This is a genomic window from Undibacterium sp. CCC3.4 (assembly GCF_034347425.1).
Lineage (GTDB): Bacteria > Pseudomonadota > Gammaproteobacteria > Burkholderiales > Burkholderiaceae_D > Undibacterium.
On sequence record NZ_CP133779.1, the window covers coordinates 2,833,191 to 2,856,475 of the forward strand.

General features: G+C 53.5%; 18 protein-coding genes. 10 read left to right on the top strand and 8 right to left on the bottom strand.

Features of this window, described 5'->3' with window-relative positions:
* The first annotated feature begins 176 nt into the window (after positions 1-176).
* The 3 genes from RHM61_RS12655 (at position 177) to RHM61_RS12665 (ending at position 4,405) form a co-directional block, all read left to right on the top strand.
* Positions 177-1,298, top strand: coding sequence for a porin (locus RHM61_RS12655; RefSeq protein ID WP_322247660.1), 1,122 nt, complete (start codon positions 177-179; stop codon positions 1,296-1,298).
* 277 nt (positions 1,299-1,575) lie between these two features.
* The gene (locus RHM61_RS12660) at positions 1,576-3,408 is read left to right on the top strand and encodes a DUF4153 domain-containing protein (RefSeq protein WP_322247661.1); all 1,833 of its coding nucleotides are present in this window, start codon (positions 1,576-1,578) and stop codon (positions 3,406-3,408) included.
* Between the two features lie 484 nt (positions 3,409-3,892).
* Positions 3,893-4,405, top strand: a complete 513-nt coding sequence (locus RHM61_RS12665) for a GNAT family N-acetyltransferase (protein WP_322247662.1) — start codon at positions 3,893-3,895, stop codon at positions 4,403-4,405.
* On the opposite strand, the gene RHM61_RS12670 is transcribed toward RHM61_RS12665, so the two are convergent.
* Positions 4,393-5,892 (bottom strand): PLP-dependent aminotransferase family protein, encoded by a 1,500-nt coding sequence (locus tag RHM61_RS12670; protein ID WP_322247663.1) that lies wholly within the window; start codon positions 5,890-5,892, stop codon positions 4,393-4,395. The two genes, RHM61_RS12665 and RHM61_RS12670, sit on opposite strands and share 13 nt — an antisense overlap.
* A 99-nt stretch (positions 5,893-5,991) precedes the next feature.
* Here RHM61_RS12670 and gabT point away from each other — a divergent pair, with 99 nt between their 5' ends.
* The 6 genes from gabT to RHM61_RS12700 all read left to right on the top strand — a co-directional run bounded on the left by gabT (position 5,992) and on the right by RHM61_RS12700 (position 13,180).
* Entirely contained in the window at positions 5,992-7,275 is a 1,284-nt protein-coding gene (gabT, locus tag RHM61_RS12675) for a 4-aminobutyrate--2-oxoglutarate transaminase (RefSeq protein WP_322247664.1), read from the top strand.
* A gap of 25 nt (positions 7,276-7,300) precedes the next feature.
* Positions 7,301-8,392 (top strand): ABC transporter ATP-binding protein, encoded by a 1,092-nt coding sequence (locus tag RHM61_RS12680; RefSeq protein ID WP_322247665.1) that lies wholly within the window; start codon positions 7,301-7,303, stop codon positions 8,390-8,392.
* A 73-nt stretch (positions 8,393-8,465) separates the two neighbouring features.
* Positions 8,466-9,497, top strand: coding sequence for an ABC transporter substrate-binding protein (locus RHM61_RS12685; RefSeq protein WP_322247666.1), 1,032 nt, complete (start codon positions 8,466-8,468; stop codon positions 9,495-9,497).
* A 76-nt stretch (positions 9,498-9,573) separates the two neighbouring features.
* Positions 9,574-10,860: an ABC transporter permease gene (locus RHM61_RS12690; protein WP_322247667.1), complete on the top strand. Its 1,287-nt coding sequence runs from the start codon at positions 9,574-9,576 to the stop codon at positions 10,858-10,860.
* A 15-nt stretch (positions 10,861-10,875) separates the two neighbouring features.
* The gene (locus tag RHM61_RS12695) at positions 10,876-11,712 is read left to right on the top strand and encodes an ABC transporter permease (RefSeq protein ID WP_322247668.1); all 837 of its coding nucleotides are present in this window, start codon (positions 10,876-10,878) and stop codon (positions 11,710-11,712) included.
* A 13-nt stretch (positions 11,713-11,725) separates the two neighbouring features.
* Complete coding sequence (locus tag RHM61_RS12700) at positions 11,726-13,180, top strand: NAD-dependent succinate-semialdehyde dehydrogenase (protein WP_322247669.1); 1,455 nt, start codon at positions 11,726-11,728, stop codon at positions 13,178-13,180.
* Between the two features lie 224 nt (positions 13,181-13,404).
* Here the strand turns inward: RHM61_RS12700 and RHM61_RS12705 are convergent, their stop codons facing one another.
* Both RHM61_RS12705 and RHM61_RS12710 read right to left on the bottom strand, forming a co-directional pair.
* Complete coding sequence (locus RHM61_RS12705; protein WP_322247670.1) at positions 13,405-14,598, bottom strand: ParB/RepB/Spo0J family partition protein; 1,194 nt, start codon at positions 14,596-14,598, stop codon at positions 13,405-13,407.
* A 280-nt stretch (positions 14,599-14,878) separates the two neighbouring features.
* Positions 14,879-15,418 carry a hypothetical protein gene (locus RHM61_RS12710; RefSeq protein WP_322247671.1) on the bottom strand — a complete coding sequence of 180 codons (540 nt, stop codon included), beginning with the start codon at positions 15,416-15,418 and terminating at the stop codon, positions 14,879-14,881.
* Between the two features lie 434 nt (positions 15,419-15,852).
* Here RHM61_RS12710 and RHM61_RS12715 point away from each other — a divergent pair, with 434 nt between their 5' ends.
* Entirely contained in the window at positions 15,853-16,134 is a 282-nt protein-coding gene (locus tag RHM61_RS12715; protein ID WP_322247672.1) for a hypothetical protein, read from the top strand.
* Here RHM61_RS12715 and RHM61_RS12720 read toward each other — a convergent pair.
* The 5 genes from RHM61_RS12720 to RHM61_RS12740 form a co-directional block, all read right to left on the bottom strand.
* Positions 16,116-17,369: an arginase family protein gene (locus RHM61_RS12720; RefSeq protein WP_322247673.1), complete on the bottom strand. Its 1,254-nt coding sequence runs from the start codon at positions 17,367-17,369 to the stop codon at positions 16,116-16,118. The genes RHM61_RS12715 and RHM61_RS12720 overlap by 19 nt on opposite strands.
* Positions 17,366-18,061 (bottom strand): cupin-like domain-containing protein, encoded by a 696-nt coding sequence (locus tag RHM61_RS12725; RefSeq protein WP_322247674.1) that lies wholly within the window; start codon positions 18,059-18,061, stop codon positions 17,366-17,368. Before RHM61_RS12725 ends, RHM61_RS12720 begins: the two co-directional genes overlap by 4 nt.
* Positions 18,062-18,094: 33 nt before the next feature.
* Positions 18,095-19,963: an ABC transporter ATP-binding protein gene (locus tag RHM61_RS12730; protein WP_322247675.1), complete on the bottom strand. Its 1,869-nt coding sequence runs from the start codon at positions 19,961-19,963 to the stop codon at positions 18,095-18,097.
* A complete protein-coding gene (locus RHM61_RS12735) occupies positions 19,950-22,430 on the bottom strand; it encodes a hypothetical protein (RefSeq protein WP_322247676.1) in 2,481 nt (826 codons plus the stop codon). Before RHM61_RS12735 ends, RHM61_RS12730 begins: the two co-directional genes overlap by 14 nt.
* Before the next feature lie 200 nt (positions 22,431-22,630).
* On the bottom strand, positions 22,631-22,771 hold the full coding sequence (locus tag RHM61_RS12740) for a hypothetical protein (protein WP_322247677.1): 141 nt from the start codon (positions 22,769-22,771) through the stop codon (positions 22,631-22,633).
* Between the last annotated feature and the right edge of the window lie 514 nt (positions 22,772-23,285).

The window sequence follows — 23,285 nt, forward strand, 5'->3', positions numbered from 1 at the left end:
AAGACTGATTATACTCATTTCTGTTGTACGACAACGTATAACTGTCACGCTCTCTGATACGCAAAGAACTTGCCTCAAAGACGCGGTGCGCGGAAGTCCGCTGATGCGCAGTGAGCACAATGATGGGCGGATTCTTTCTTCGCACCAATATAAAAACGATATTTTATGAGACCAATATGAAAAAAACCCTCCTTGCCAGCGCCTTGTTTGCCGGATTGTGCAGCCTGAGCCACGCGCAATCGAACGTCACGATTTACGGCAACATTGATCAGTATCTCGGCTATATCAGCAGCAGCAGCGGCACACATGTAGTCGGCTTGAATGACGGTGCCTTGTCGCGCAGCCGTTTGGGCTTTCGCGGCACGGAAGACTTGGGTGCCGGTTATCAAGCGAAATTTACGCTGGAACAGGGCTTGAATGCCAATACCGGTGCTTCCGCAGATAGCAACCATTTGTTTGATCGTCAAGCATGGGTCGGTATCAATACGCCTTACGGTGAATTCCGTCTTGGTCGCCAGAATACTGAAATTCAACAAATCGGTTCGGCCATCGATTACACCGAACGCACGACCATGGGCTCGGTCATCAATTCTTTCGGTGTGCCTTCGCGTTATGAAAACGATATTTCGTATAAAAGCCCACGGCTAGCCGGGTTTCAAGGCGCCGTACATTACGCCTTGTCCGAACAAGCGGGTGGCGGCGTTTCTCAAAGTGCTGTGATGCAGCTTGGCCTCGATTACACCGATGGCCCGGTGCGTGCCGGTTACGCCGGTTTATCTGCCAAACCGGCACCGACCGGGGCAGTGCGCGAAAACATCGTCTACCACAATATCTATGCCGATTATGATTACGGCCTGGGTAAAGTGTATCTGACTTACGCACGCACCAATAACGTGACAGCCAACGCCAGTGGTCTCGATGCCGCGGCCATCCTGAGCAATACCGCTAATCCGAATAATTTGTTTCCCGGAACGGATAAAAATGCTCTGCGCTTTTACAATATCTACCAAGCTTCGGTCGATTATCGTATCAATGCACAATGGCGTGTCGGTACCTTGTATGGCGTAATTAAAGATACATCCGGCGGCAATGCCGGTGCCAAAGGCGGCAACGTCGGTGCCTTTTACGATATGTCGAAACGCACGACTATCTATGGTTTCGCCAACTACATGAAGAACGAAGCCAATGGTGGTTTCCGCTTCAGCGGCTCGGCCGGTCCGACGGCTAACTTGGCCGGTGCCGATATCAACGGTCAAAGCCTGACTGGTTTGCAAATCGGCTTGTTGCATCGCTTTTGAGTGACATTCGATAGAAATTAAAAAACGGGCCACGCGCCCGTTTTTTTGCGAATTTTTTTTCTCTCAGATTGCAGTAGCTTGCGTTGGGGCAGAAAGCCATAGCCGTTTTCTGCAAGCTTTTGCCCGGTCGACTGTCGATAATGCAGTGATTCGCTTGATCGGATTGCTCAGCATGGCGAACGGCATGCCGCGATGCCTGCGCCTTGCCAGGGAAGCGCAGCACTGGCCGGTTTGCCTCGTCGGTCGTGCCGCCTGAGCAAGTTTACGGAGTGCACCCATGCGCCATGTAGAAATTCATCACAACAGCGGGATGTCAGCCACGATGCGTGCAGCAACGCGTCTGTTATGCGGACTCTTACAGGGCATCGCGCTGTCTTTACTCTATCGTGCGGCGGAACGGTATGTTTGGCCCGCCACCGAAGCGACGCTGTTCGCGCCGTTGGTATTAATGGCACTCTATCTACCACCTATGTTCAATGCCAGCTTGGGGTACGTGAGCGTGAGGCGATTGGCGCTCTGGATGAGTGGGCTGATTGTGCTCTTGTTGGCACTGGCGCTATACGATATCTGGCGTGGTGGGGCTTATCATGGCAACGGCTTCTTCGTTCTCACGCATAGTGCGGCCCGCTTTCCTGCTCCAGGATTGGTATTTTTTTTATTTTTCGGCTTATTCCTTGCGCATGTTTTGCTACTTTCCAGCAGTCTTGACGGCCGCCGTATCGCCAGCTATGCGACGTACTTTGAGGTGGCTTGGAAGTTGTTGATACAACTGATGTTTTCGGTATTTTTTGTGCTTGTTTTGTGGCTGGTGCTGGGTGTCGGTAGCGCGCTGTTTATGTTGCTTAAACTCAGTTTTTTTGAGCAAGCTCTGGAGCAGGCTTGGTGTGCGATTCCTATCACGGTGTTCGCATTCTCTTGTGCCATGCATCTGACCGATAGCCGACCGGCGATCATTCGTGCTATCCGCAGCTTGTTATTGGTCTTGCTGGCGTGGATATTGCCGGCAGCGACGCTGATTGTGGCCAGCTTTTTGCTGAGTTTGCCATGGACTGGTTTGGAGGTCTTGTGGGCCACCCGCCATGCGACAGCATTGCTGATTTTCAGCGCCATCGTATTGATTGTCCTAATCAATGCGGTCTTTCAGAACGCTGCAGTGGCCGGCGAAGTCGCCGCGCCGATACGCTTGAGCGCGCGTCTGGCCGCCTTGCTGCTGTTACCGATGCTGATCTTGGCGCTCGATGCGGTCTGCTTGCGCGTGCAGCAATATGGCTGGTCGCAAGACCGCATCGCCGCCGCCGCTTGTCTGATACTGCTGAGCTGTTATGCCTGCGGCTATGGGTGGGCGGCCTGCCAGCGGCGCAACTGGCTGACGGCGATCGCCCGAGTGAATGTGCTGAGCGCTTTCTTGTTTCTGGCAATACTGCTGGCACTGTTTTCGCCATTGGCTGACCCGGCCAGACTGGCGGTCTACGATCAAATGCGCCGCTTTGCCAAGGGTGAGGTGTCGGTAGAGCAGTTTGACTTCGATTATCTCCGTGATGAAGGTGCGCGTTATGGCCGGGATGCACTCGAAGAATTGACGCGCTGGTCGATCGGGCCGGATGCGGTTTTGGTGCGCCAACGCGCCGCCTTAGCCTTGCAGAAACAGCCTCGTCAAGCCGTGCCCATACAAAAAATGCCAGCAAGCGAGCTGGCTGAAAATGTGCACGTTTGGCCGCAAGGCGTTGCCTTGCCGGCCTCATTTTTGCAGCAAGACTGGACTGCCATGCCGAGCAGTTGGCGCTTACCTCGGTGTTTGCTGTTTACCGCGCACTGCGATGCCTATCTGATCGATTTCAATCGCGATGGCAAGCCCGAGGTATTGCTGATCGCGCGTGAGCGCGCCGATGCCTCCGTGCTATTGCAAGAGACGGTAGAGGGACATTGGCAAAAACTCGGTCAGTTGCTGCCGACTTGGATGGCTTGTCCGGCGTTGCATCAGAAATTGCAAGCAGGAGAGTTTTCCATGTTGCTGCCAGCGCTCAGCGACTTGGAAATATCCGGTCAACGGATCAGCATCGAGCGCACACCGCAGCCGCAGTCGACCAATTGTGCAGCCTTGTCAAAATAATCCTTGTATCGTTTTCTCATTGATCACAGCCAATTCCACTGCGATGTAGTCCGCGCATCTCTGCGCGCGGAGTAAAATAACAACTTAATGGATCGTCGCAAGCGACGATGGAAAAGACTCTGGAAGGGGTTGGCATCCTCTCCCGTCGCGTCGCTCCTTCGTCGCGCACCGGCCAAAAGAGGCTGTCGCAAAAGCCTGATGGACGTTTTTTACACCTGAAACACCGCATGCCGCGTCTTTCCTGCATGCCACAGCCTCGTCATTCCCGCATGCTTTTGGCGGGAACCCAGCGTCGTTTTTTACACTGAAAATGCTACAATTTCTGGCATTTTCAGTTAAGCACGAACGCCGCTGGGTTCCTGCCAAAAGCGCGCAGGAATGACGTGGCCACCAGTTGGGGTAATGATACCGACTCACTACCCTTTTGCGACAGCCTCTGAAGGCCGGGGTTTCAAACCCTAGTCAGATTTTTGATGGAGCTCTTATGTATACCGAACGCTTGCTGCTACGCCGTTTCACCCTCGATGATGCCGCCGCGTATTTGCCCTTGGTAGCGGATCCGGCCATCCTGCGCTACACGGGCGAAGCAGCGCTCACGTCGGTCGATGCGGCGCGGGAAATTTTGCAGACCCGCCCTTTGCGTGATTATCAAGTTCATGGCTTCGGTCGCATGGCTTGCATCGAGCGGGCCTCGGGACGCTTGATAGGATTTTGCGGACTCAAATATCTCGATGAGATACAGGAAGTCGATATCGGCTATCGCTTTTTGCCCGCTTGCTGGGGAAAGGGCTATGCCAGCGAAAGCGCCGCTGCCTTGCTGGCGCAAGCTTTTGAGCTGTACCAATTGCCGCGTGTAATCGGTTTGGTACAGCCGGACAATCTGGCTTCGGCCCAAGTACTCAAAAAACTCGGTTTGCAATATGAAACAAGCATCGATCACGTCGATGGCACACCAACATACGATGTCTATGCGCTGGAGCGCGCTCAATCCGCTTGACCGGGCCAATGCTGCTTGATAATCGCTGCCAAGCGATCAAAAGCCGGGATGATTTCTTCGCTGGGAACACAGGCATAGCCGAGCAAGAGCCCGGGCTTGGCGGTGGCGGCATGCATGTAATAGCGCGACAGGGGCCGTGCCACGAGGCCGATGGCGCGCGCCGCTTGGCTGATGGCCATATCGTCACACTGGGCTGGTAATTGTACGGCCAGATGCAGGCCGGCTTCGCCGCCCAGAGTAGGTAATTGGTCGCCGAAATGACTGGCGATCGCTTGCTGTAATAAATCCAAACGTTCGGCATACAGCACACGCATGCGCCGTATATGCGCGGTGAAATAGCCTTCTTGCATGAACTCGGCCAGTATTGCCTGAGTAAACATTTGCCCGCCACGATATAGTTCCGAGTGCGCCGTCGCCAAGCCGGCGGCGATGTGGGTCGGTGCCACCAGAAAGCCGACCCGTAAGCCGGGAAACAAGGTTTTCGTAAATGTTCCCATATAGAGCACGCGCTGATTGCTATCCATGCCTTGCAGGCTGGCCAGCGGCCGACTGCCATAGCGAAATTCACTGTCGTAATCATCTTCGATGATCCAACTCTGGGCGCTGGCAGCATATTCGAGCAGCAGGCGGCGGCGCGACAGGCTCATGACGGTGCCGAGCGGATATTGATGCGAAGGCGTGACGACGATGAAGCGTGGTGCTTGCCATAAATCTTCCGGGCGCGGACACAGGCCTTCGGCATCGACCGGAATGGCCACCGGCTGTATGCCTTGTGATTGCAAGACACTGCGTGTGCCCCAGTAACAGGGATCTTCGAGCCAAGCACGGTCACCGTATTCGCCCAGCATGCGCGTGATGAGGTCGATCGATTGGTGGATGCCGGTGGTGATCAGTATCTGTTCGGGCGTGCAGTTGACCGAGCGGACTACGCGCAGATAATCGGCGATGGCCACGCGCAGCGGTAAATAACCACCGGCTTGACCATAGGTCAGCAATTGAGCCCGTGAGCGACGCCATACCTTGTTTTGCAAACGACTCCAGATTTTATTCGGAAAGCGCGTCACATCGGGCACCCCGGGCATGAAAGCACCCCATTGTAAATCGCTGACGCCGGCATGCGAGAGCAAGGATTGCCCACGTTCCGATAAGCCAGGCCGGTTGCCACGCTGTTTGGTTTCCGCACTGTGTTCGTGCTGGTGATGGACGCCGAGATTATTTGGTTGTGTATCTGCAACAAAACTACCGGCCCCATGACGGGTTTCCAGATAGCCTTCGGCGATCAATTGCTCGTATGCATAGGTGACGGTATTGCGCGACATATGCAGTTCTTGCGAGAGGTCGCGCGAAGACGGTAATTGCAATCCTGCCGGTAGCATGCCCGACAAAATCGCGCTGCGTATCACTTGATATATCTGGCGGTTGACTGGGCCGCCGTTTTCTCGGTCTATGCGCTGCAGCAAAAAATCAGGTAAAGAGGCGATACGCAAAGTGGCTCCATCAAATAATCAATAGTGGATGTATAAGATAGCACCAAAGCGCCCTTAATATGAGTCATCCATTTGTAACAATTGATGAGGATCAAACTGATGTCCAGCCCGAACAAAACCAATCGTGATTTGCAACAAAGAAAAGATGCCGCCACGCCGCGAGGCGTCGGTGTGATGTGTCAATTTTATGCCGCCCATGCGCAGAATGCTGAAATCTGGGATGTTGAAGGTCGTCGCTATATCGATTTCGCTGCCGGCATTGCGGTCTTGAATACCGGTCATCGTCACCCGCGTCTGGTCGCCGCCATGGAGGAACAACTCGGCAAATTCACGCATACCTGTTACCAGATCGTGCCCTACGAAAGCTATGTCACGCTGGCTGAACAGATCAATCAGATCACGCCGGGCACGCATGCCAAGAAAACGGCGTTTTTTTCCACTGGTGCCGAAGCGGTGGAAAACGCCATCAAGATTGCCCGTGCCGCGACCGGTCGTAGTGCGGTGATCGCTTTTTCCGGTGCCTTTCACGGCCGCACCATGATGGGCATGGCGCTGACCGGTAAAGTGGCCCCCTACAAACTCGGTTTCGGCCCGTTACCGGCAGAAGTGTTCCATGTGCCATTTCCGGTGGCCTTGCACGGCGTCGACAGTGACGCGGCGATCGCGGCGATTCACTCTTTGTTCAAGGTCGATGTCGATCCGAAACGGGTAGCGGCAATCCTCATCGAGCCGGTCCAGGGTGAGGGTGGTTTCTATGCCGCGCCGCCGGAGCTCATGCGTGCGTTGCGAGCCTTATGTGATGAACACGGCATGCTGCTTATTGCCGATGAAGTACAGACTGGTTTTGCTCGTACCGGCAAAATGTTCGCCATGGAGCATTACGACGTGCTGCCCGATTTGATGACCATGGCCAAAAGCCTGGCCGGTGGTATGCCGTTGGCGGCTGTCTGCGGTCGTAGCGAACTCATGGATGCGCCGGCACCCGGTGGTCTCGGTGGTACCTATGCCGGTAATCCTTTGGCGATCGCTTCAGCTTTAGCGGTGTTGGAAGTGATACGCGAAGAAGCTTTATGCGAACGTGCGCAAGTACTTGGCGATCGTTTGCAAGCGCATTTGCAAGCCTTGCGTGTGGCCGTGCCGCAGATTGCCGAAGTGCGCGGACTTGGTGGTATGGTAGCGGTAGAATTTCACGACCCGAAAACGGCGAAGCCTGATGCCGAGTTCACTAAAAAATTCCAGATGCGTGCCCTCGAAGCCGGTTTGCTGTTGCTGAGCTGCGGCACTTATGGCAATGTGATTCGCTTCCTGTTCCCATTGACCATCAGTGATGCACTCATGGAGGAAGCCTTGGCCATCTTGAGCGCGACCCTGACGGCAGCTTGAGCGCATCACTGAGACAGGAATCATAATGAATACGACAAAACACGCGCTGGTTTCATTTCGTGGCATACAAAAAACTTACGATGGCGAGAATCTGGTCGTCAAACAGCTCGATCTCGATATCGAGCAGGGTGAGTTCTTGACCTTGCTCGGGCCTTCGGGTTCGGGCAAGACCACTTGTTTGATGATGCTGGCCGGTTTCGAGTTCGCCACCGCCGGCGAGATTTATCTCGATGGCCAGTTACTCAATAAAGTCCCTCCGCATAAGCGCAATATCGGCATGGTGTTTCAGAATTACGCCTTGTTTCCGCATATGACAGTGGGGCAGAACGTGGCGTATCCCTTGCAGGTGCGCGGCATGGACAGTGTCACCCGCAGCGCCAAGGTGAAAACCGCGCTCGATATGGTACAGATGGGGAAATTCATCGATCGCTATCCGGCCCAATTGTCCGGCGGCCAGCAGCAGCGCATCGCGCTCGCACGTGCGCTGGTGTTCGATCCGAAATTAGTGTTGATGGATGAACCGCTCGGTGCGCTCGACAAGCAATTGCGTGAGCATATGCAGTTGGAATTGAAGGCCTTGCATCAACGCTTGGGTTTGACCTTTGTGTATGTCACGCATGATCAAAGCGAGGCACTGACCATGTCGGATCGCGTGGCGGTATTTGACCAAGGCATCGTGCAGCAATTGGCGGTGGTCGATCGTTTGTATGAATATCCGGAAAATCAGTTTGTCGCCGGTTTTATCGGTGACAACAACCGTCTGCGCGCCAGCGTGCGCACGGTGCAAGGCGACTTGCTTGAATTGCTGCTGCCCGATGGGTCCACTTTGTGGGGCAGTAATGCCAACGCAGCGGTGCCAGGACAGGCCGTGGTGGCTTGCATCCGTCCGGAACGGATACGTTTGATCAGCACACTGGGTAGTTTTGCGAATGTACTCAAGGCTACGGTCAAAGATTTGATTTACTTCGGTGACCATGTACGCGTGCGTTGCGCGATTTCTCAACAAGAAGACTTTTTCATCAAACTGACCCTCAGCGATCCGGCCTTGTCGGGTCTGTCTGAAGGTCGGCCGGTATGGTTGGAGTTGGACCCCGAACGTTTGCGCGTTTTTTTATAAAACGTGCACGCTCAAACATAATAATAATCAGCTGTTTTTTTCGCTCTGTCGTTTACTTACCTTAGGAGTCACCATGCACCATGTAATCAAACCTGCCTTGCTGTCGCTGGCCTTATCATCTTGTTTTGCGCACGCGGCTGAGATCACCGTCGTCAATTTCGGCGGCGCGAATGGCAATGCCCAAAAAGCGGCGTATGTCGAACCGTTTCAAAAAGCCAGCGGAAATAAAATCGTCACTGTTGAATACAACGGTGAGATGGCAAAAATCAAAGCCATGGTGGAAGCGCGTAAGGTAAATTGGGATGTGGTTGAAGTGGAGTCCGGTGACATCGGCCGCGCCTGCGAAGAAGGTTTGTTGGAAAAAATCGATATCGCCCGCTTCGGCAAAGCCAGCGATTTTTTACCGGAAGCCTTGCATGAGTGTGGTATCGGCGCCTTCGTCTGGTCGACCGTCTTGGCGTATAACGCCGATAAATTCAAAACCGCACCGCAGGGTTGGGCCGATTTTTGGGATACCAAAAAATTTCCCGGCAAGCGCGGCATGCGCAAGGGCGCTCGCTACAATCTCGAATTCGCTTTGATGGCCGATGGCGTGCCGACCAAGGATGTATATAAGGTCTTGGCGACCAAGGCTGGGGTTGATCGCGCTTTCAAAAAGCTCGACGCACTTAAAGCCAACATTCAATGGTGGGAAGCCGGCGCCCAGCCGCCGCAATTTTTAGTCGCCGGCGATGTGGTGATGAGTACGGCCTTCAATGGTCGCATCGATTCGGCACAGCGGGAAGGAAAAAATCTCAAGATCACTTGGTCCGGCAGTATTTTTGATCTGGATTATTGGACCATCCCTAAAGGTTCAGCCAATAAAGAAACCGCGGAAAAATTCATCGCCTTTGCCTTGTCGGCCGATGCACAGAAAAACTATGCGCAAAAAATTGCCTATGGTCCGGTAAATCTGCAAGCGACCAAAATGCTCGACGCGAAAACTTTGGCCGATCTGCCGACTTCGCCGGCCAATTCCAAGGATTCAATTCAGCAAAATCTGAAATTCTGGACCGATCACGGTGAAGATTTGGAACAACGCTTTGCCGCTTGGGCTGCGCGCTGAGTGTCTTTGCGCATTTGGTAACTACGGATGCCGCTTGTTGTGAGCGGCATCTTTTGATTTTTTTAGGCAAATTGAAATGACCATCGCATTGTCTGTCAAGCAGATCTCCGCGCCGCCGTTGCCGCTGCCATCCGAGCGGGCCAAGCTCAAGCGTGAATTACGCGCTGCGCAACTGAAAAAGAAACTGATGGCGCTGACGCTGATAGCGCCGCTGGCAGTATTTTTATTGATTATTTTTATCGTACCGATCGCAGTTTTGTTGGTGCGCGGAGTGGAAAATCCTGAGGTCGCCGGCAGCTTGCCGACTACCTTGCAAACCCTGGCCGACTGGGATAGACAGTCGCTGCCGACAGCACCGAGTTTTGCCGCGCTGGTGGCTGATCTGAGCGTGGTCAAAGCGAGCGGTAACGGCGGCACACTGGCGCGTCGTATCAATTCAGAAATTCCCGGCGCCCGTTCGATAGTCATGAGTACGCTGCGCGCCTTACCCTTGCATGATGAGCAGGGCGCGCCACTGGCGGGCGAGCAAATCAAACCGGCCCTGATTGCCTTGCATGAAGAATGGGGGCAACTCGACTATTGGCAAGTGATCGCCAAGAACAGTCATTTTTATTCACCGTATTACGTGCTGGCCTCCTTGGATATGAAGCAGGATGGCCAAGGCCATATCGTGCCGGTCGAGCAGGAACAAGCCGTATATCTGAAGATTTTTTCACGTACCTTTTTCATCAGTCTGGTGGTCAGTTTGTGTTGTCTGGCGCTGGCTTTTCCGCTGGCCTATTGCTTGTCTTTGATGAACGAACGGCGTGCCAATCTGTTGATGATCTTGGTGCTCATTCCATTCTGGACTTCAATCTTGGTACGGGTCGCGGCCTGGATCGTGTTGCTGCAGTCTGAGGGCTTGGTCAACAAGACCTTAATGGCCGCCGGCTTGATACAGTCGCCGTTTGAATTACTGTTCAACCGCTTCGGTGTGATTGTATCGATGACGCATATTCTGCTGCCGTTCATGATACTGCCACTCTACAGCGTGATGAAAGCGATTCCGGTCACCTATATGCGTGCCGCTATTTCGCTCGGCAGTCATCCGTTCGCCGCCTTCTGGCGCGTGTATGTGCCGCAGACTATACCGGGTGTGGCGGCCGGCAGCCTGTTGGTATTCATACTCGCGCTCGGCTACTACATCACCCCGGCTTTACTGGGTGGCCCGAACGAGCAAATGGTCAGTTACTACGTCGCGTATTTTACGAATGTGACAATTAATTGGGGCATGGCGTGCGCGCTCGGCAGTTTATTGCTGGCGGCAACGCTGGTGTTATATGCGGTGTATCAGCGCTTCACTCAAACGGCAGCCAGCCAGTAATCAAAAGGTATTGCGATGAAATTGACTCTTCCCTTATTTCCCCCGTATGTGTCGGTGCTCGAACGCGTGTGGTTTTTTATGTTACGCTCTACCAATGCTCTGACCTTACTGTTTTTGGTATTGCCCATCTTAGTCATCATTCCGCTGTCGTTTTCCGATAGCAGTTTTCTGTCATATCCGATACCCGGTTATTCGTTGCGCTGGTATCAGAATCTGTTTGCCTCAGAAGAATGGATGCGGGCTTTGAAAAACAGTTTCATCGTCGCGCCGGCCGCCACCGTGATTGCTACCGTGCTCGGTACTCTCGCTGCAGTCGGTTTGAACAAGGCCGATTTCGGCGGCAAGGCACTGTTGATGGCCGTGCTGATTTCGCCGATGGTGGTGCCGGTGGTGGTGGTCGGGGTCGGGATGTACCTGTTCTTTGCCAAGATTGGTTTAGCCGATAGCTACATTGGCTTGATATTGGCCCATGCCGCGCTCGGTGCACCATTCGTGGTGACCACGGTGTCGGCCACGCTGCAGGGCTTCAACCAGAATCTGGTACGGGCCAGTCTGAGTCTCGGTGCCGGACCGTTGCAGACGTTTTTCCGCATCACCTTACCGGTGATCGCGCCAGGCTTGATCGCCGGTGCCTTGTTCGCCTTCGCCACTTCTTTCGATGAAGTGGTGATCACCTTATTCATCGCCGGTCCTGCGCAAACCACTTTACCGCGGCAAATGTTTACCGGTATTCGCGAAAATATCAGCCCGACCATCGCCGCCTTGGCCACCATACTGATCCTGTTTTCCACTGCTTTACTGTTGGCGCTTGAATGGCTGCGCGGACGCAGCAAAGCCGCTGCCAAATTTTAAATTGGAGTTGACCATGTTACCTTTGAACGATCCTAGCTTATTCCGCCAACAAGCCTATCTCGATGGCGTCTGGTGCGATGCCGACGATGGCAGCACCATCGCCGTCACCAATCCGGCCACCGGTGCCTTGCTCGGCCACGTGCCACACATGGGAACGGCCGAAACGGCACGCGCCATCGCTGCCGCCGCCCGTGCCTGGCGCGCGTGGCGGGAAAAAACCGCCAAAGAACGCAGCGCGATTCTGCGCCGTTGGAACGATCTGATGCTGGCTAACAGCGAGGATCTGGCGCTGATCATGACGGCCGAGCAGGGCAAGCCGCTGGCCGAATCGCGTGGCGAAATCACGTATGCCGCCAGTTTCATAGAATGGTTTGCCGAAGAAGCCAAGCGCGTCTGTGGCGACACCTTGGCTTCGCCGTGGAGCGATCGCCGCTTGATCGTGCAGAAAGAACCGATCGGCGTCTGCGCGGCGATCACGCCGTGGAATTTTCCGGCAGCGATGATCACTCGCAAAGTGGGCCCGGCGCTGGCGGCCGGCTGTCCGATTGTAGTCAAACCGGCCGAAGCAACGCCGTTCTCGGCCTTGGCCTTGGCCGAGCTCGGCCAGCGTGCCGGTTTGCCGGCTGGGGTCTTGAGTGTGATTACCGGTGCCGCGGCCGAAATCGGTGCCGAAATGTGCCGCAATCCGGTGGTGCGCAAGCTTAGCTTTACCGGTTCCACCGCGGTCGGGCAATTGTTGATGCAGCAATGCGCGCCGACCATCAAGAAACTCTCGCTCGAACTCGGTGGTAATGCCCCGTTCATCGTCTTCGAGGATGCTGATCTCGATGCCGCGGTTGAGGGGGCGCTGGCCTCGAAGTATCGCAATGCCGGGCAAACTTGTGTGTGTGCGAATCGCTTCTATGTGCATAGCACCGTGTACGAGGCTTTTGCCGAAAAACTGGCGGCAGCGGTGGCGCAGTTGGTGCCAGGTGATGGCATGCAGGCCGGTGTCAATCAGGGCCCGCTGATCGACCAAAAAGCGGTCGCCAAGATCGAAGCCCATATTGCTGACGCTATTGCCCACGGCGGACGCGTGCTCACTGGCGGCGCGCGCCATGCCTTGGGCTTGAGCTTCTTCGAACCTACCGTGATCGTCGATGCCAGTGCCAGTTGCCGCGTGGCGCGTGAAGAGAGTTTCGGGCCACTGGCGGTGTTGTTCCGCTTCAGCAGTGATGAGGAAGTGGTGGCCTTGGCCAATGACAGCGAATTCGGTTTAGCCAGCTACTTTTATGCGCGCGATATCGGCCGTATCTGGCGCGTCGCCGAGGCGCTGGAAAGCGGCATGGTTGGCGTCAATACCGGCATCATTTCGAATGAAGTGGCACCGTTCGGCGGCGTCAAGCAATCGGGCTTGGGACGCGAAGGCTCGCACTACGGTATGGATGATTACTTGGTCATCAAATACATTTGTCTGGGTGGTTTGTAAAGCGTAGTTCAACACAGTGGCATGCGCTCGGCTTGCCTGCTGCTCACCGCGCTGGGATAGTGATGTCCCACGCGGTGGCGAATTGTAAAGTGGCCCCCTAAGTCCAGACAATTATTCAAAGAGTTTAAGATAGTGTCCTATGATCACCATGAAAATTTTTCACGTATTTTCGTTTAATTTCAATCTTAATCGGAAATAACGCAAGAGCATGGTTTGCTCATTTCTCAACAATGTGGCAGTTGATTAATACGCTCAAGTAATTTCATCACCAAATGGCTATCATCCTCTGGAACAACACCACCAATACTTGTAAGTGCTGTTTTCAGTTCTTCTACAGGCAACATGACCGATACTTGATGAACCTTATTCGTCAATCCTCCGCGCAATAGCAGTTTTTCAAGTTGTTGTAATGTAAATCGTGCTTCACGGCGCTCGTACATGGAAGAATTCAACGCTGCAATTCCAGCAGGAATCAGCGCATCACCACCAAAATCTTTAATTTGTGATGGTTTTACACCTGAAACAGAATCGCTTGAACTCAATTTTGGCCGGTAATCTTCCCTAGGGGGCTTAGACTCCTCTATGAACTGACTTATTTGTCTGGCAAATTCGGGATCAATTGCTGCATGAGACGAAGGATGTTCACTACTTATATCGACCATCGGCATAGAAGAATTAACTCTTAACTTCGCAGCACGGATATCACCTGAAGTTAAAGCACGGTTCTCACTCTGCGCGAGATTTTTTAATTCTTCACGCTGCGCATCTGGCAGAGGCCGATATTGCTCTAACAACGATGCAAAAGGAATAATGCCGGTTTTTACCACATCTGCCCATTTCGGATCGAGCATCGCCAAAATGCGAGAAACGTACTGGCTGCCACTTCCAGAACTCTTTTTATGAACCAATTGTCCAATATCTTTTTTGCGCAGATCAGGGTAATCTTCTAATAATTCCTGAATGTACACAGCAGTTTCAATATCACTCAAATCACTGCGTTGTAAATTTTCCGCCAACTGTGCCAAGCGCAATTTAGAAGCTGTCAAATCTTGCCGAATAATGGCAGGTATCTGTTCAGAATTAAGAACCCCCTGTTCACGATTCAAACGAAACGCACGCCAGCGTCGTTCACCAGCAATGATGGTGTAGCGCTCAGTGTCTTTCCGCACCACGATAGGCTGAATAAGCGAATTAACGGCGATATCATCTGCCAAATCTTGCAATGCCAATAAAACATCGCCGTCAATTTGGCCGTCAACCGGACGAAAAGACGAACGAGGTTGCCTTGGATCAGGGTCAATATCGTCCAAGTCAAGTAGAGCACCTATGCCTGATTCGATCGATGTATCCATATTGTTCAACATATCCAAGGTATTTGTCGCAGGCGCTTTTTTAGTTGATAGTCCACTACGTTTCATATATCAATCTCCATTTCATGATGGACAGAACACATAAAGCGGTATTTCAACATTGTGTTTCCCGTGTTCTGCCTGTCGAATATGATTAAACTGGCAAATAGCTTTTGAAGCACATAAGCAACTACTATCTTCTAAGTAGGTTCGGCACAGTTATCGCTCCGAATTTTTTATACCAGTTCACGAAAACACTTTGTGTTCCATCATCCGCTGCAGCGTCGTAGTGTATTAGTTATATTAAAAATACTATTAAACACGGTATGAACAGCATTTAAATATCAGATCAGCTTGTTTGGCGCGCGGTCATTTTAGCCGGAGGGTAAATATACTGAACCCACCAAAAAATCGCGGTATAACAAAAAGCCGCATTCGATATACTGCAAGAGTCAGCAGTGAGGGCCAGTGCAAGCGCTAATTCTTGGGGCAACTGGATGTTCACTTGCTCCCATCCGGTTTTACCAGTAGCACCGCCAGCGAAGCTCATCGATGTTTTTGGCTTTCTCCAATGTAAGCCGTGTTCCCACGGACGTTCATCCAAAAAGCGTCTCATCATGCTTTCAAACATAACGGTCAACGAAGGGTAGAGAAAAGGGGTAATCCCCTTTAAGTAGGTATAAATTTGTGTCGGGCAGCGGGTAGGAACTGCTTTTAATGCTTCTAAACGTGTTTTAGGACGTCCAATACGTTGGCCATGTAACGACTTCGTGACAAGTTCTTGTGACATACTTATCGCATTGGTTTCAGAAGTAAGCAATGCTTGATCCTTGACAAGAGACGATTCCCACGAATTATCCTTTGGTAAGGAAGGCTTGTTTGCGGTCATATTTAGCCTTGAGTCAATACTCTATGAAAGTGCCGCAATCATATTATGAAGTTATGCCTTCGTGCAACTTCGATCATTTCTGACTAGGTTCCCGCCAAAAGCATGCGGGAAACACCGCATACCTCGTCATTCCCGCATGCTTTTGGCGGGAACCCAGCGTCGTTTTTTACACTGACAATGCCACAATTTCTGGCATTTTCAGTTAACCACGAACGCCGCTGGGTTCCTGCCAAAAGCGCGCAGGAATGACGTGGCCACCAGTTAGGGTAATGATACCGACTCACTACCCTTTTGCGACAGCCTCTGAAGGCCGGGGTTTCAAACCCTGGTTAGATTTTTGATGAAAATATCATTGACTCTTTTATCCCGTCAAAACAGCGGTCTGGTCCGTCGCCTATGCGCGTGACTTCCTTGTAAAGACTTCCGGAGATACGATGGAAAAGCCAATTGACGACCCGAGCAAACCCATCGCCATCGGCGGTGCGCTCATCTTCCTCGATGGCGACACCCGTAACCCCGACGTTTCGTGCGTGTTTGCCGACTCGGTAGTCGTGCTCAACGACACCTTACGGATTCACAACGGGTGGATGGATATGATTGATTTTCTGGGGATGTTGTGGCTGATGAATCGCCAAGCCGACAGTGTAAATTTGCTTAAGGAAGCGCTGGCCGCAATCGCTGATAGGCTGGCAAGTGTTCAAACGATAGGCGAATAAAGCATGTGTTCGGTCGATTGAGCATGGCGCAAATGGAAGAGGTAGCGACTAGCCAAGCGAGCGGCTACCGCCGCAGTGCCATGTGCTCCTTGCGTCGCATCACCTATTTCAACGAATTCCATGCCGATGATGCGAAACTCACGAAACAATCGCTCAAAACACGCCAGCAGCGGGTAAAAGCTTAGCCCGCCTAGCACTGGTGTTGCGGTCTCGGGACAGTCGGCGAGCGCGAGTGCATCAACGTCAAACGTGACGAACCAAGGCAGAGATGGGTCCATGCCGTCGAGAAGCCGTTGGTAACCCTTAGTCTCGGCTTCAAAAGCCGACAACACTTGTAGTTTCGGATCCCGCAAGCAAGCGACTCGTTCGATCGGTTGATGGAAAAAATCTCGCACACCGACCTGCCACAGTGCTTGCACATGTGGCATTTGACGTACCCAGTGCATCACATTGGCGTGATTGAGTTGTTCGTCGCAGGGCGCACCGACTGCGTAGAGATCCGGGTGCGCGTCGAACTGCAGCACGCCTAAGCGTGGATAGCGCTGGGCAAGTGCACCGATGCTATAGTAAGCCAGCGCATGATCGCCACCCAAGATCAATGGCCTTGCTCCACGGTCAACGATCATCCGACAGATATGCGCGGCACGTTCACCAATTTCACTTCCGCGATCCTGAAGCGGCTGATGGATAACGTCACCGACATCAAACAGGCGCAGTGCAGCCGTGTCGAGCTGACAAGCGAAGTCGAGATCTAACAGTATCCCGCGCCGTTCCGATGTCCCGAGCGGTGACTCAATCGACTGGGCCAAGTGCGCGCGTACCCGGCGACCGCCACCGGCCACCGAAACACTACCTTCGGTCGTGGTCGCAATTGGCACGTGTAATACGACCAGATCGTCGTCGATGAGCGTATCGAGGTCGTGCACTGCCAGTGCACATCCGGCGGGGCGGGCGGCGGGCGTACACAGGCCGCCACCGAGCAGGTCGACTAGTTTGTCGGGCAGCAGAAACAAGTACTTCACCAGCATATCGAAAACACTGAGGCCCAAGCAGTGAATCAGCACGTCACTGGTTTGAGGTTGTGCTGCGGCAATGCCATCCAACAGTGTCGCAATACGATCAGCCGCGCGTAGACGCTTACCACCAAAAGGAAGGCTGATCTCAATACGCCCGTTGCCAATCGATTCCCAGCGCAGTCGTGGGTGAACCCGGTAGTTGATACTGTCTAGCGTCATGTTCGCCCCTTTTCTAACCAAGGCAGTAACGACGTTAGCCCTTGCGCATGCGCAGCCTGTGCAAGCTGTTGGTGTATGTCGGGCGTCGCGAAGTTGCGTGTAAGACCCAACGTTATGCCTTCATTGCTGACTTCGTGCCACCAACCGGCCGGTATCAAAAGTAGCCCACCTGGATTTAACTCTACGTAACGCCATAGCCCTTTACTGCAACGCTCACGCAACACAGCAAGCGCTGCGGCGCGATGTCTGTCGTAGTCGGCCAGGAGCAGCCCCGGAGGATGCAGCGCGATACGTTTGCGACCATGAATCACTGCCAACCAAGCATGGGTATCGAGCACATCGTAGTGCAAGCTGGTGCCCGACCCATCCGGTCCGATGAAAATCCACAATAGTGGCTTGAACAGGCGTTGTGGCACACGTTGCAGTACATCGGGCTGCGCTTCGGATGGCTCGCTGAAGTCTGACAGCATTTCCGGATGGCGCTCGAAGAAACGCCAACCGGGCGCATAGAGCGATGCCAAAGGTTTCTCATTGTCATGCAAGGCCCGCAGATAATCGGATACCTTGGTTTTACCTGCCGGCTCGCCCTGTGCGTTGCTCAACTCCAGCACTTCATCAGCTAAGTTGGCGATGAATTCCCAAGTCCAATGGCGATGCGCTCGCCAGTGGTTTGTCGCAGACGTATGCAACACGGGTTCAGATGGAAACAAGGTTTCAGGCATAAATTAACTTTGAAACAAGCTGCTCGATTGATGACGATCATCCGAATCGTCCTCGTGATGCTGTAGTCGCTGGAACAAGCTACTCGTGGCAAGCAACTCCTGAGGCGTACCGGTCTCAACGATACGACCTTGATCCATCACCACGATCAAGTCGAAGCGTTTGAGCGTGGCCACGCGGTGCGTAACGACAATAACAGTGTTACCAGACATCTCGTCGACCAAGTGGTCTAAGATACATGCTTCGGCGATCGTATCCACAGATGACGTCGCCTCGTCGAACACCACCAACGGTGCATGTTTGAGTAATGCACGCGCAATGCTCAGGCGTTGTCGCTCGCCGGTCGATAATGAGGCGCCGCGTTCGCCTACCTCGGTATCTAGGCCCTGCGGCAATCCTAGTACCAGTTGCCGTGCCTGTGCCGCCGACAGCGCATGCTCAATTGCCCCAGGCACTTGTTCTGCTGCGCTGTAGGCAACATTTTCGCGCACGCTGCGATTAAACATCAGTGCATTCTGCAGCGCCTCGCTGGAGGCTCTGGCCAACTGCTCTGCCGAACAGTTTGCCAGTGGTGCACCATGTAATTCAACGCGACCAGAATCCGGTAGCAGATCACCGCGCAGGACTGCCAGCAGGCTTGACTTGCCTGATCCGGACGGCCCGACAATGCCAACCTTGCTGCCTGGTTCAATCTGTAAGCTCACGTTGCGTAATGCCGCAAGCTTGTTGTAGGAAACTGTCACGTTCTCCAGTAACACCCCGCCAGGCTTGGGCAGCGGCTGGCTGTCTTGGCCTAAATCAATGTCGATTGCCGCCAGCTCACGCAATCCCGAACGCAGCACACCCAAGGCATCAAAAAGGTCTACAAAATGGAACGCGACGGATTCGAAATGCCAGCTTAGCGCAATGATCAGTGAGCAGATCGTAATCAACTGTGGCAGGAGGAGGTGACCGGTGCCGTACTGTTGTACGGCATAGAGCGTAACAGCCAAACCGAACAGCCACTTGAACGCTGCTTCGATCAGCAGAACGAACACCCAGTAGCTGCGTACGCGTCGACAGGCGTACAGGTCAGCCTGTAAGGTCGTGCCGAAACGGCGGCGCTCCATCGCCTGCGCGGTAAAGCTGCGAATCAGCGGAATGTTGGTAACAAGCTCGGCGAGCTCAGCGATAACTTGCGCGTGTGCATCACTGGCATCTTCGACAATATTCATCCCGGTATAGGCCAAATAGCTCGACAGCAGTAAGGCCATCAGCATCCATGTTCCGGCTAGCAACGCCATCGGTGTCGATACACCTGCCATAACCAGACTGGCTAAGACAGCTACGGAGAAAAGTTTGACCAGCGTATCTGTGGCCGTACAAACCACGCTTGGCAAATTGCTCGAAGTAAGCTCAATGCGCTCGACAAGATTACCTACGGAATTATCAGCCACTTGCCGTGGGTGTGCATGCATCAGACGAGCACTCAGGTGGTCGGTTACGACAATCCGCAGATTCTGGCTCGCATAGAGGCGCGCCAAGCTGTGCAGCGCTTGTAGTAATGGTCCGGCAAGCCAAAGTGACATTAAGGTCAGTAGCAAGAACGTGACTTGTTCACGTCGACCGATCAGTGCCTGTTCGGTAAGTTGCCCGAGTAGGAATGATTGGCCGACATGGCAAGCTGTTGCCACGAGCGTCGCGACCACCATCGCTGCTGTGCTGCAAGGTGCGCCAGCACGAATGGCGGCCCACAGATAGTGACCGACGTGCTCGCCACGCTCGGCCAACGCGATCGTCTTTGGCACTGCGATGTCCAATTTGGCAAGGCGCGCCACACTGTGCTGCCACACCCATTGTACTGCCGCGCGCAGGCGCGGTTCAGCGCGGCGCAATCTGCACCCCACCCAATGCAGCAATTTGGCATACCAGCTCGACTAGCGCTTCTGCTTGCACCTTATCCGATAGTTGCTGCTCCAATGTTTCGAATGGTACCAGTTCACCGCTGGCCAACGCAGCGCAGAGATGAGAGAAGACGCTATTCGGCCGCCCCCAAATCACACGACCTCGTACGAACAATGCTTGGCGACTGGCGACCTCAGCTGTAAGCAATGGGCACGATGCGTGTATGCGCAGCACACAACGCCGCAGTGATACCAAGTCCGATGCGGCCTTCGGCATAGCGCCCAATTGTGGCGGAGTGATGACGTAGCCGTTGCTCTGGACGGCCAGACGACGCAAGCGGGCCCATTGTTCAAGCGTAATCGGCGCTTGTGCTATGGCCCTCAATGTGCGCTCGTCGGGTACCAGTAAACGTAATGCCTCGGAACACTCGAGACGCATGTCATCCGGAAATATCGTCAAACCCATCGTGCACGAAAATTCGCGCGTTTCGAGAATGTGAAAATCACCCATGGGAATGAACAGCAGATCGCCGGGCTGTAACTCATAGCGCTGCGCGTAGGGAAGTAAGGCTTCATAGTCCGTTGTTGCCAATGTGCCGCCGGTCAATTCAATGTAACGCGCGCGTGGCCAAACGTAAGCGACCTTCGGTGCCGGCCCCAGATGCCACAACAGCGACTGGTCGGTATCATCGTGTACGCCGAAAGGTGTGAAGCCATAGTTGCCAACGAACATGTAAAAATCTGTGCCGCAGACCGGGGCAACGTCCAGCGCAGCGAACAAGGGATCCAGCATTTGCACCTGCATGTGCTGCGCGAAGGACTCACACCACGCCGACAAGCCATTGAACGTCACGCAGTAGTGCGGCGATCCACTCGCCATGGCGAGTCGCTGCTGCAATGCAAGGTCCGGATTGTTAGCCAAGTCGACCAAAACATCAGTAATGGTGTAACGCTGACCACCATCGACCCAAGCGCGTGTGCGCGGCAGTTTCTCCGGGGTGAAGCGGGTAAACATGGCGCCAATAGTCTCGCGCACCTGGTCGTACCCTGGCATCACTGAGGGCAGGTGGGTTGGTAAACTTAAGTGCTGAGACGTGGAAACGAGTCGACGCGCCCAAGTTGCGTCGATGTTCATGCTGTCCGTTTCGAGTGAATGGGAAGCAGACGTGTCAGGCAGCCGACTGCACTCCTTTACTTCCGCTGCCAAACGAAGCCCGCCTAAGCGAGCCAGTTGGCGTACCACCGCAGAGAGCGCGTCAACAGATACAACGCCGTCGAGCTCGCGGTGCAGTTGTACGATGGAAAACGCCGTGTAGGGCAACGCCGCTACCAAGCGCCGCGTCATTTCATTACGTGCCAAGCGCACGCGGTGACCGCGGACGAACAGCAGCAGATCGTCATCCTCTTCCAGTTGACTCAAAGGGAAATCAGGGTCGCGTTCCCACAAGTGCTGCGGTGACATACAGGGCTCAGTGCAGCGCAGGAAGGAATAGCGTAAATGCCGACGACTGCTGGTCTGAGCAGTATATTCGTTGCTGGCACGTCGCAACCATGCGGCCAAGGACTCACCATCAGTTTGAGTACGCACAATCACCTGATCCAACGGCCCCCTCATGCGTTCTTCGTCGATTGCGCGTTGCATGACTTGCTTGGCTATTGATGCGTCTGGGTACTTCGAAATCGCACATGCCACGCCGATAGAGAACCCTTCGGTGCGGCCGATATGGTAATAGTGCGGCGGCAGCAGGAAGACGTCGCCCGGTTCAATCGTGAAGGTACGTCCGTGCGGAATGAGCTTCTGTGGCTCAAAACAGTTCTTCCTGATGCCGTTAAGACGGTGGAATTCTTCGATGCCGAACAGCGTCATCTCCTTGGTCGTTGGCCCGGCATGAAAATGCACTACCGAAGTATAAGGGTCATCAATGTGGATGCCGAACGGGGTATAGCCATAATTGCCGATGAATAGGGTGACCTCAATCGTGCTGCGCGCCACACCTTGCATTTCTACAACAGGCGCGAAAACGCGTGCCGCCAAGCGCGCAAGTGTGTCGGACCATTGCTCTGCTCCATTTACTACAATGCCGAACTTACGCCCGTTTGTCGCGCGGCTAACAAAAGCCTCAAAGCTTTCGCCAAGCAATGGCTGCGCATACAAGACCTCATTCTCGTACTGGGGGCTCAACATACCATCGATATACACGCGAAAAAGCCCGCTGATTGCTCGCTCAGCATCGGCCGAAATACCTTCAAACAAGTCGAAAAACACATGTTCCTCAAGCAACGTGGGGTCGAAGCACTGCTTGAGGAGCAACGGCTCCATCCGTCGTGGTGACTTAATCGGGTCATATTCGAGCTCGGCCACGGTTTGTTCATGCGCGCCTATGTGCTCATATAAACAGGCTAAGTTTTTGATAGAATCAAGAGATAATAATTCGCGTTCAACAGCAATTTTTGGCATGCCAGAGCACTCCTAGGTGACGGCTGATCGAGAAATTAACGGGAGAAAGAAAGGGAAAAGAAGCATCCCTTTCCTTATTTTGCCTTAGTGCAAATTAAATCGTCGTGGAATTAGCCGTTGTCAATAATGATGCAATGTATCTTTCTCAACAATAGCGACATAACGCCTATGGGATGTTATCTGCATCCCCCACCGCATTACTAAGCGCGGATATGCCGGACTGGGCGCGCCAACGCGATCTGCGGTGTGTCTTGCACTACCTCTAGACCCAAGTCTTCGACCGAAGCGGCTTGTTGGGCGATGATTTCGGTATCGACCATGGTAGTTTGATTTTCTTGCATGATTTTTCTCCAATCAAAATAAAGGGGTTAAAAATTACTGTGAGCAATCAATTTGCTCGATTCCAGTCTAATGGAAGAAATTTAATAATGCAATTATTAAATTACATATACTTACTACCTACACTTACTTGACCTGATGGATGCTCAACTCAAACCTCGGATGCTTTATCGCACCGGCACAGGCGTTGAACACTTGTCCTCGTATTTCCCTTCTTAGCCCGGCATTGTTGCTAAGGAAGCGCAGATTTAATCCAAGCGGTTTGTCCGTCGCCACTGAGGCGCACTGCTGCGTTGCCTTTCACTGTCAATAGCTCGCTATTGACAGCAAAAGGCGCCTTGCATTGCATCCTCATTGGCAACGGACAATTCCACAGCGATTAAATCTGCGCTTCCCTAAGCAATATAGAGTCGCTAGCTGTCTGGAGAGGGGGGGCGCGATCAGAACAGTGCGTTGGTGGTACGCATCGATGTGCACATGTCTGGGGCGGGCGTAGCGGCGAGACAAAAACTGCTG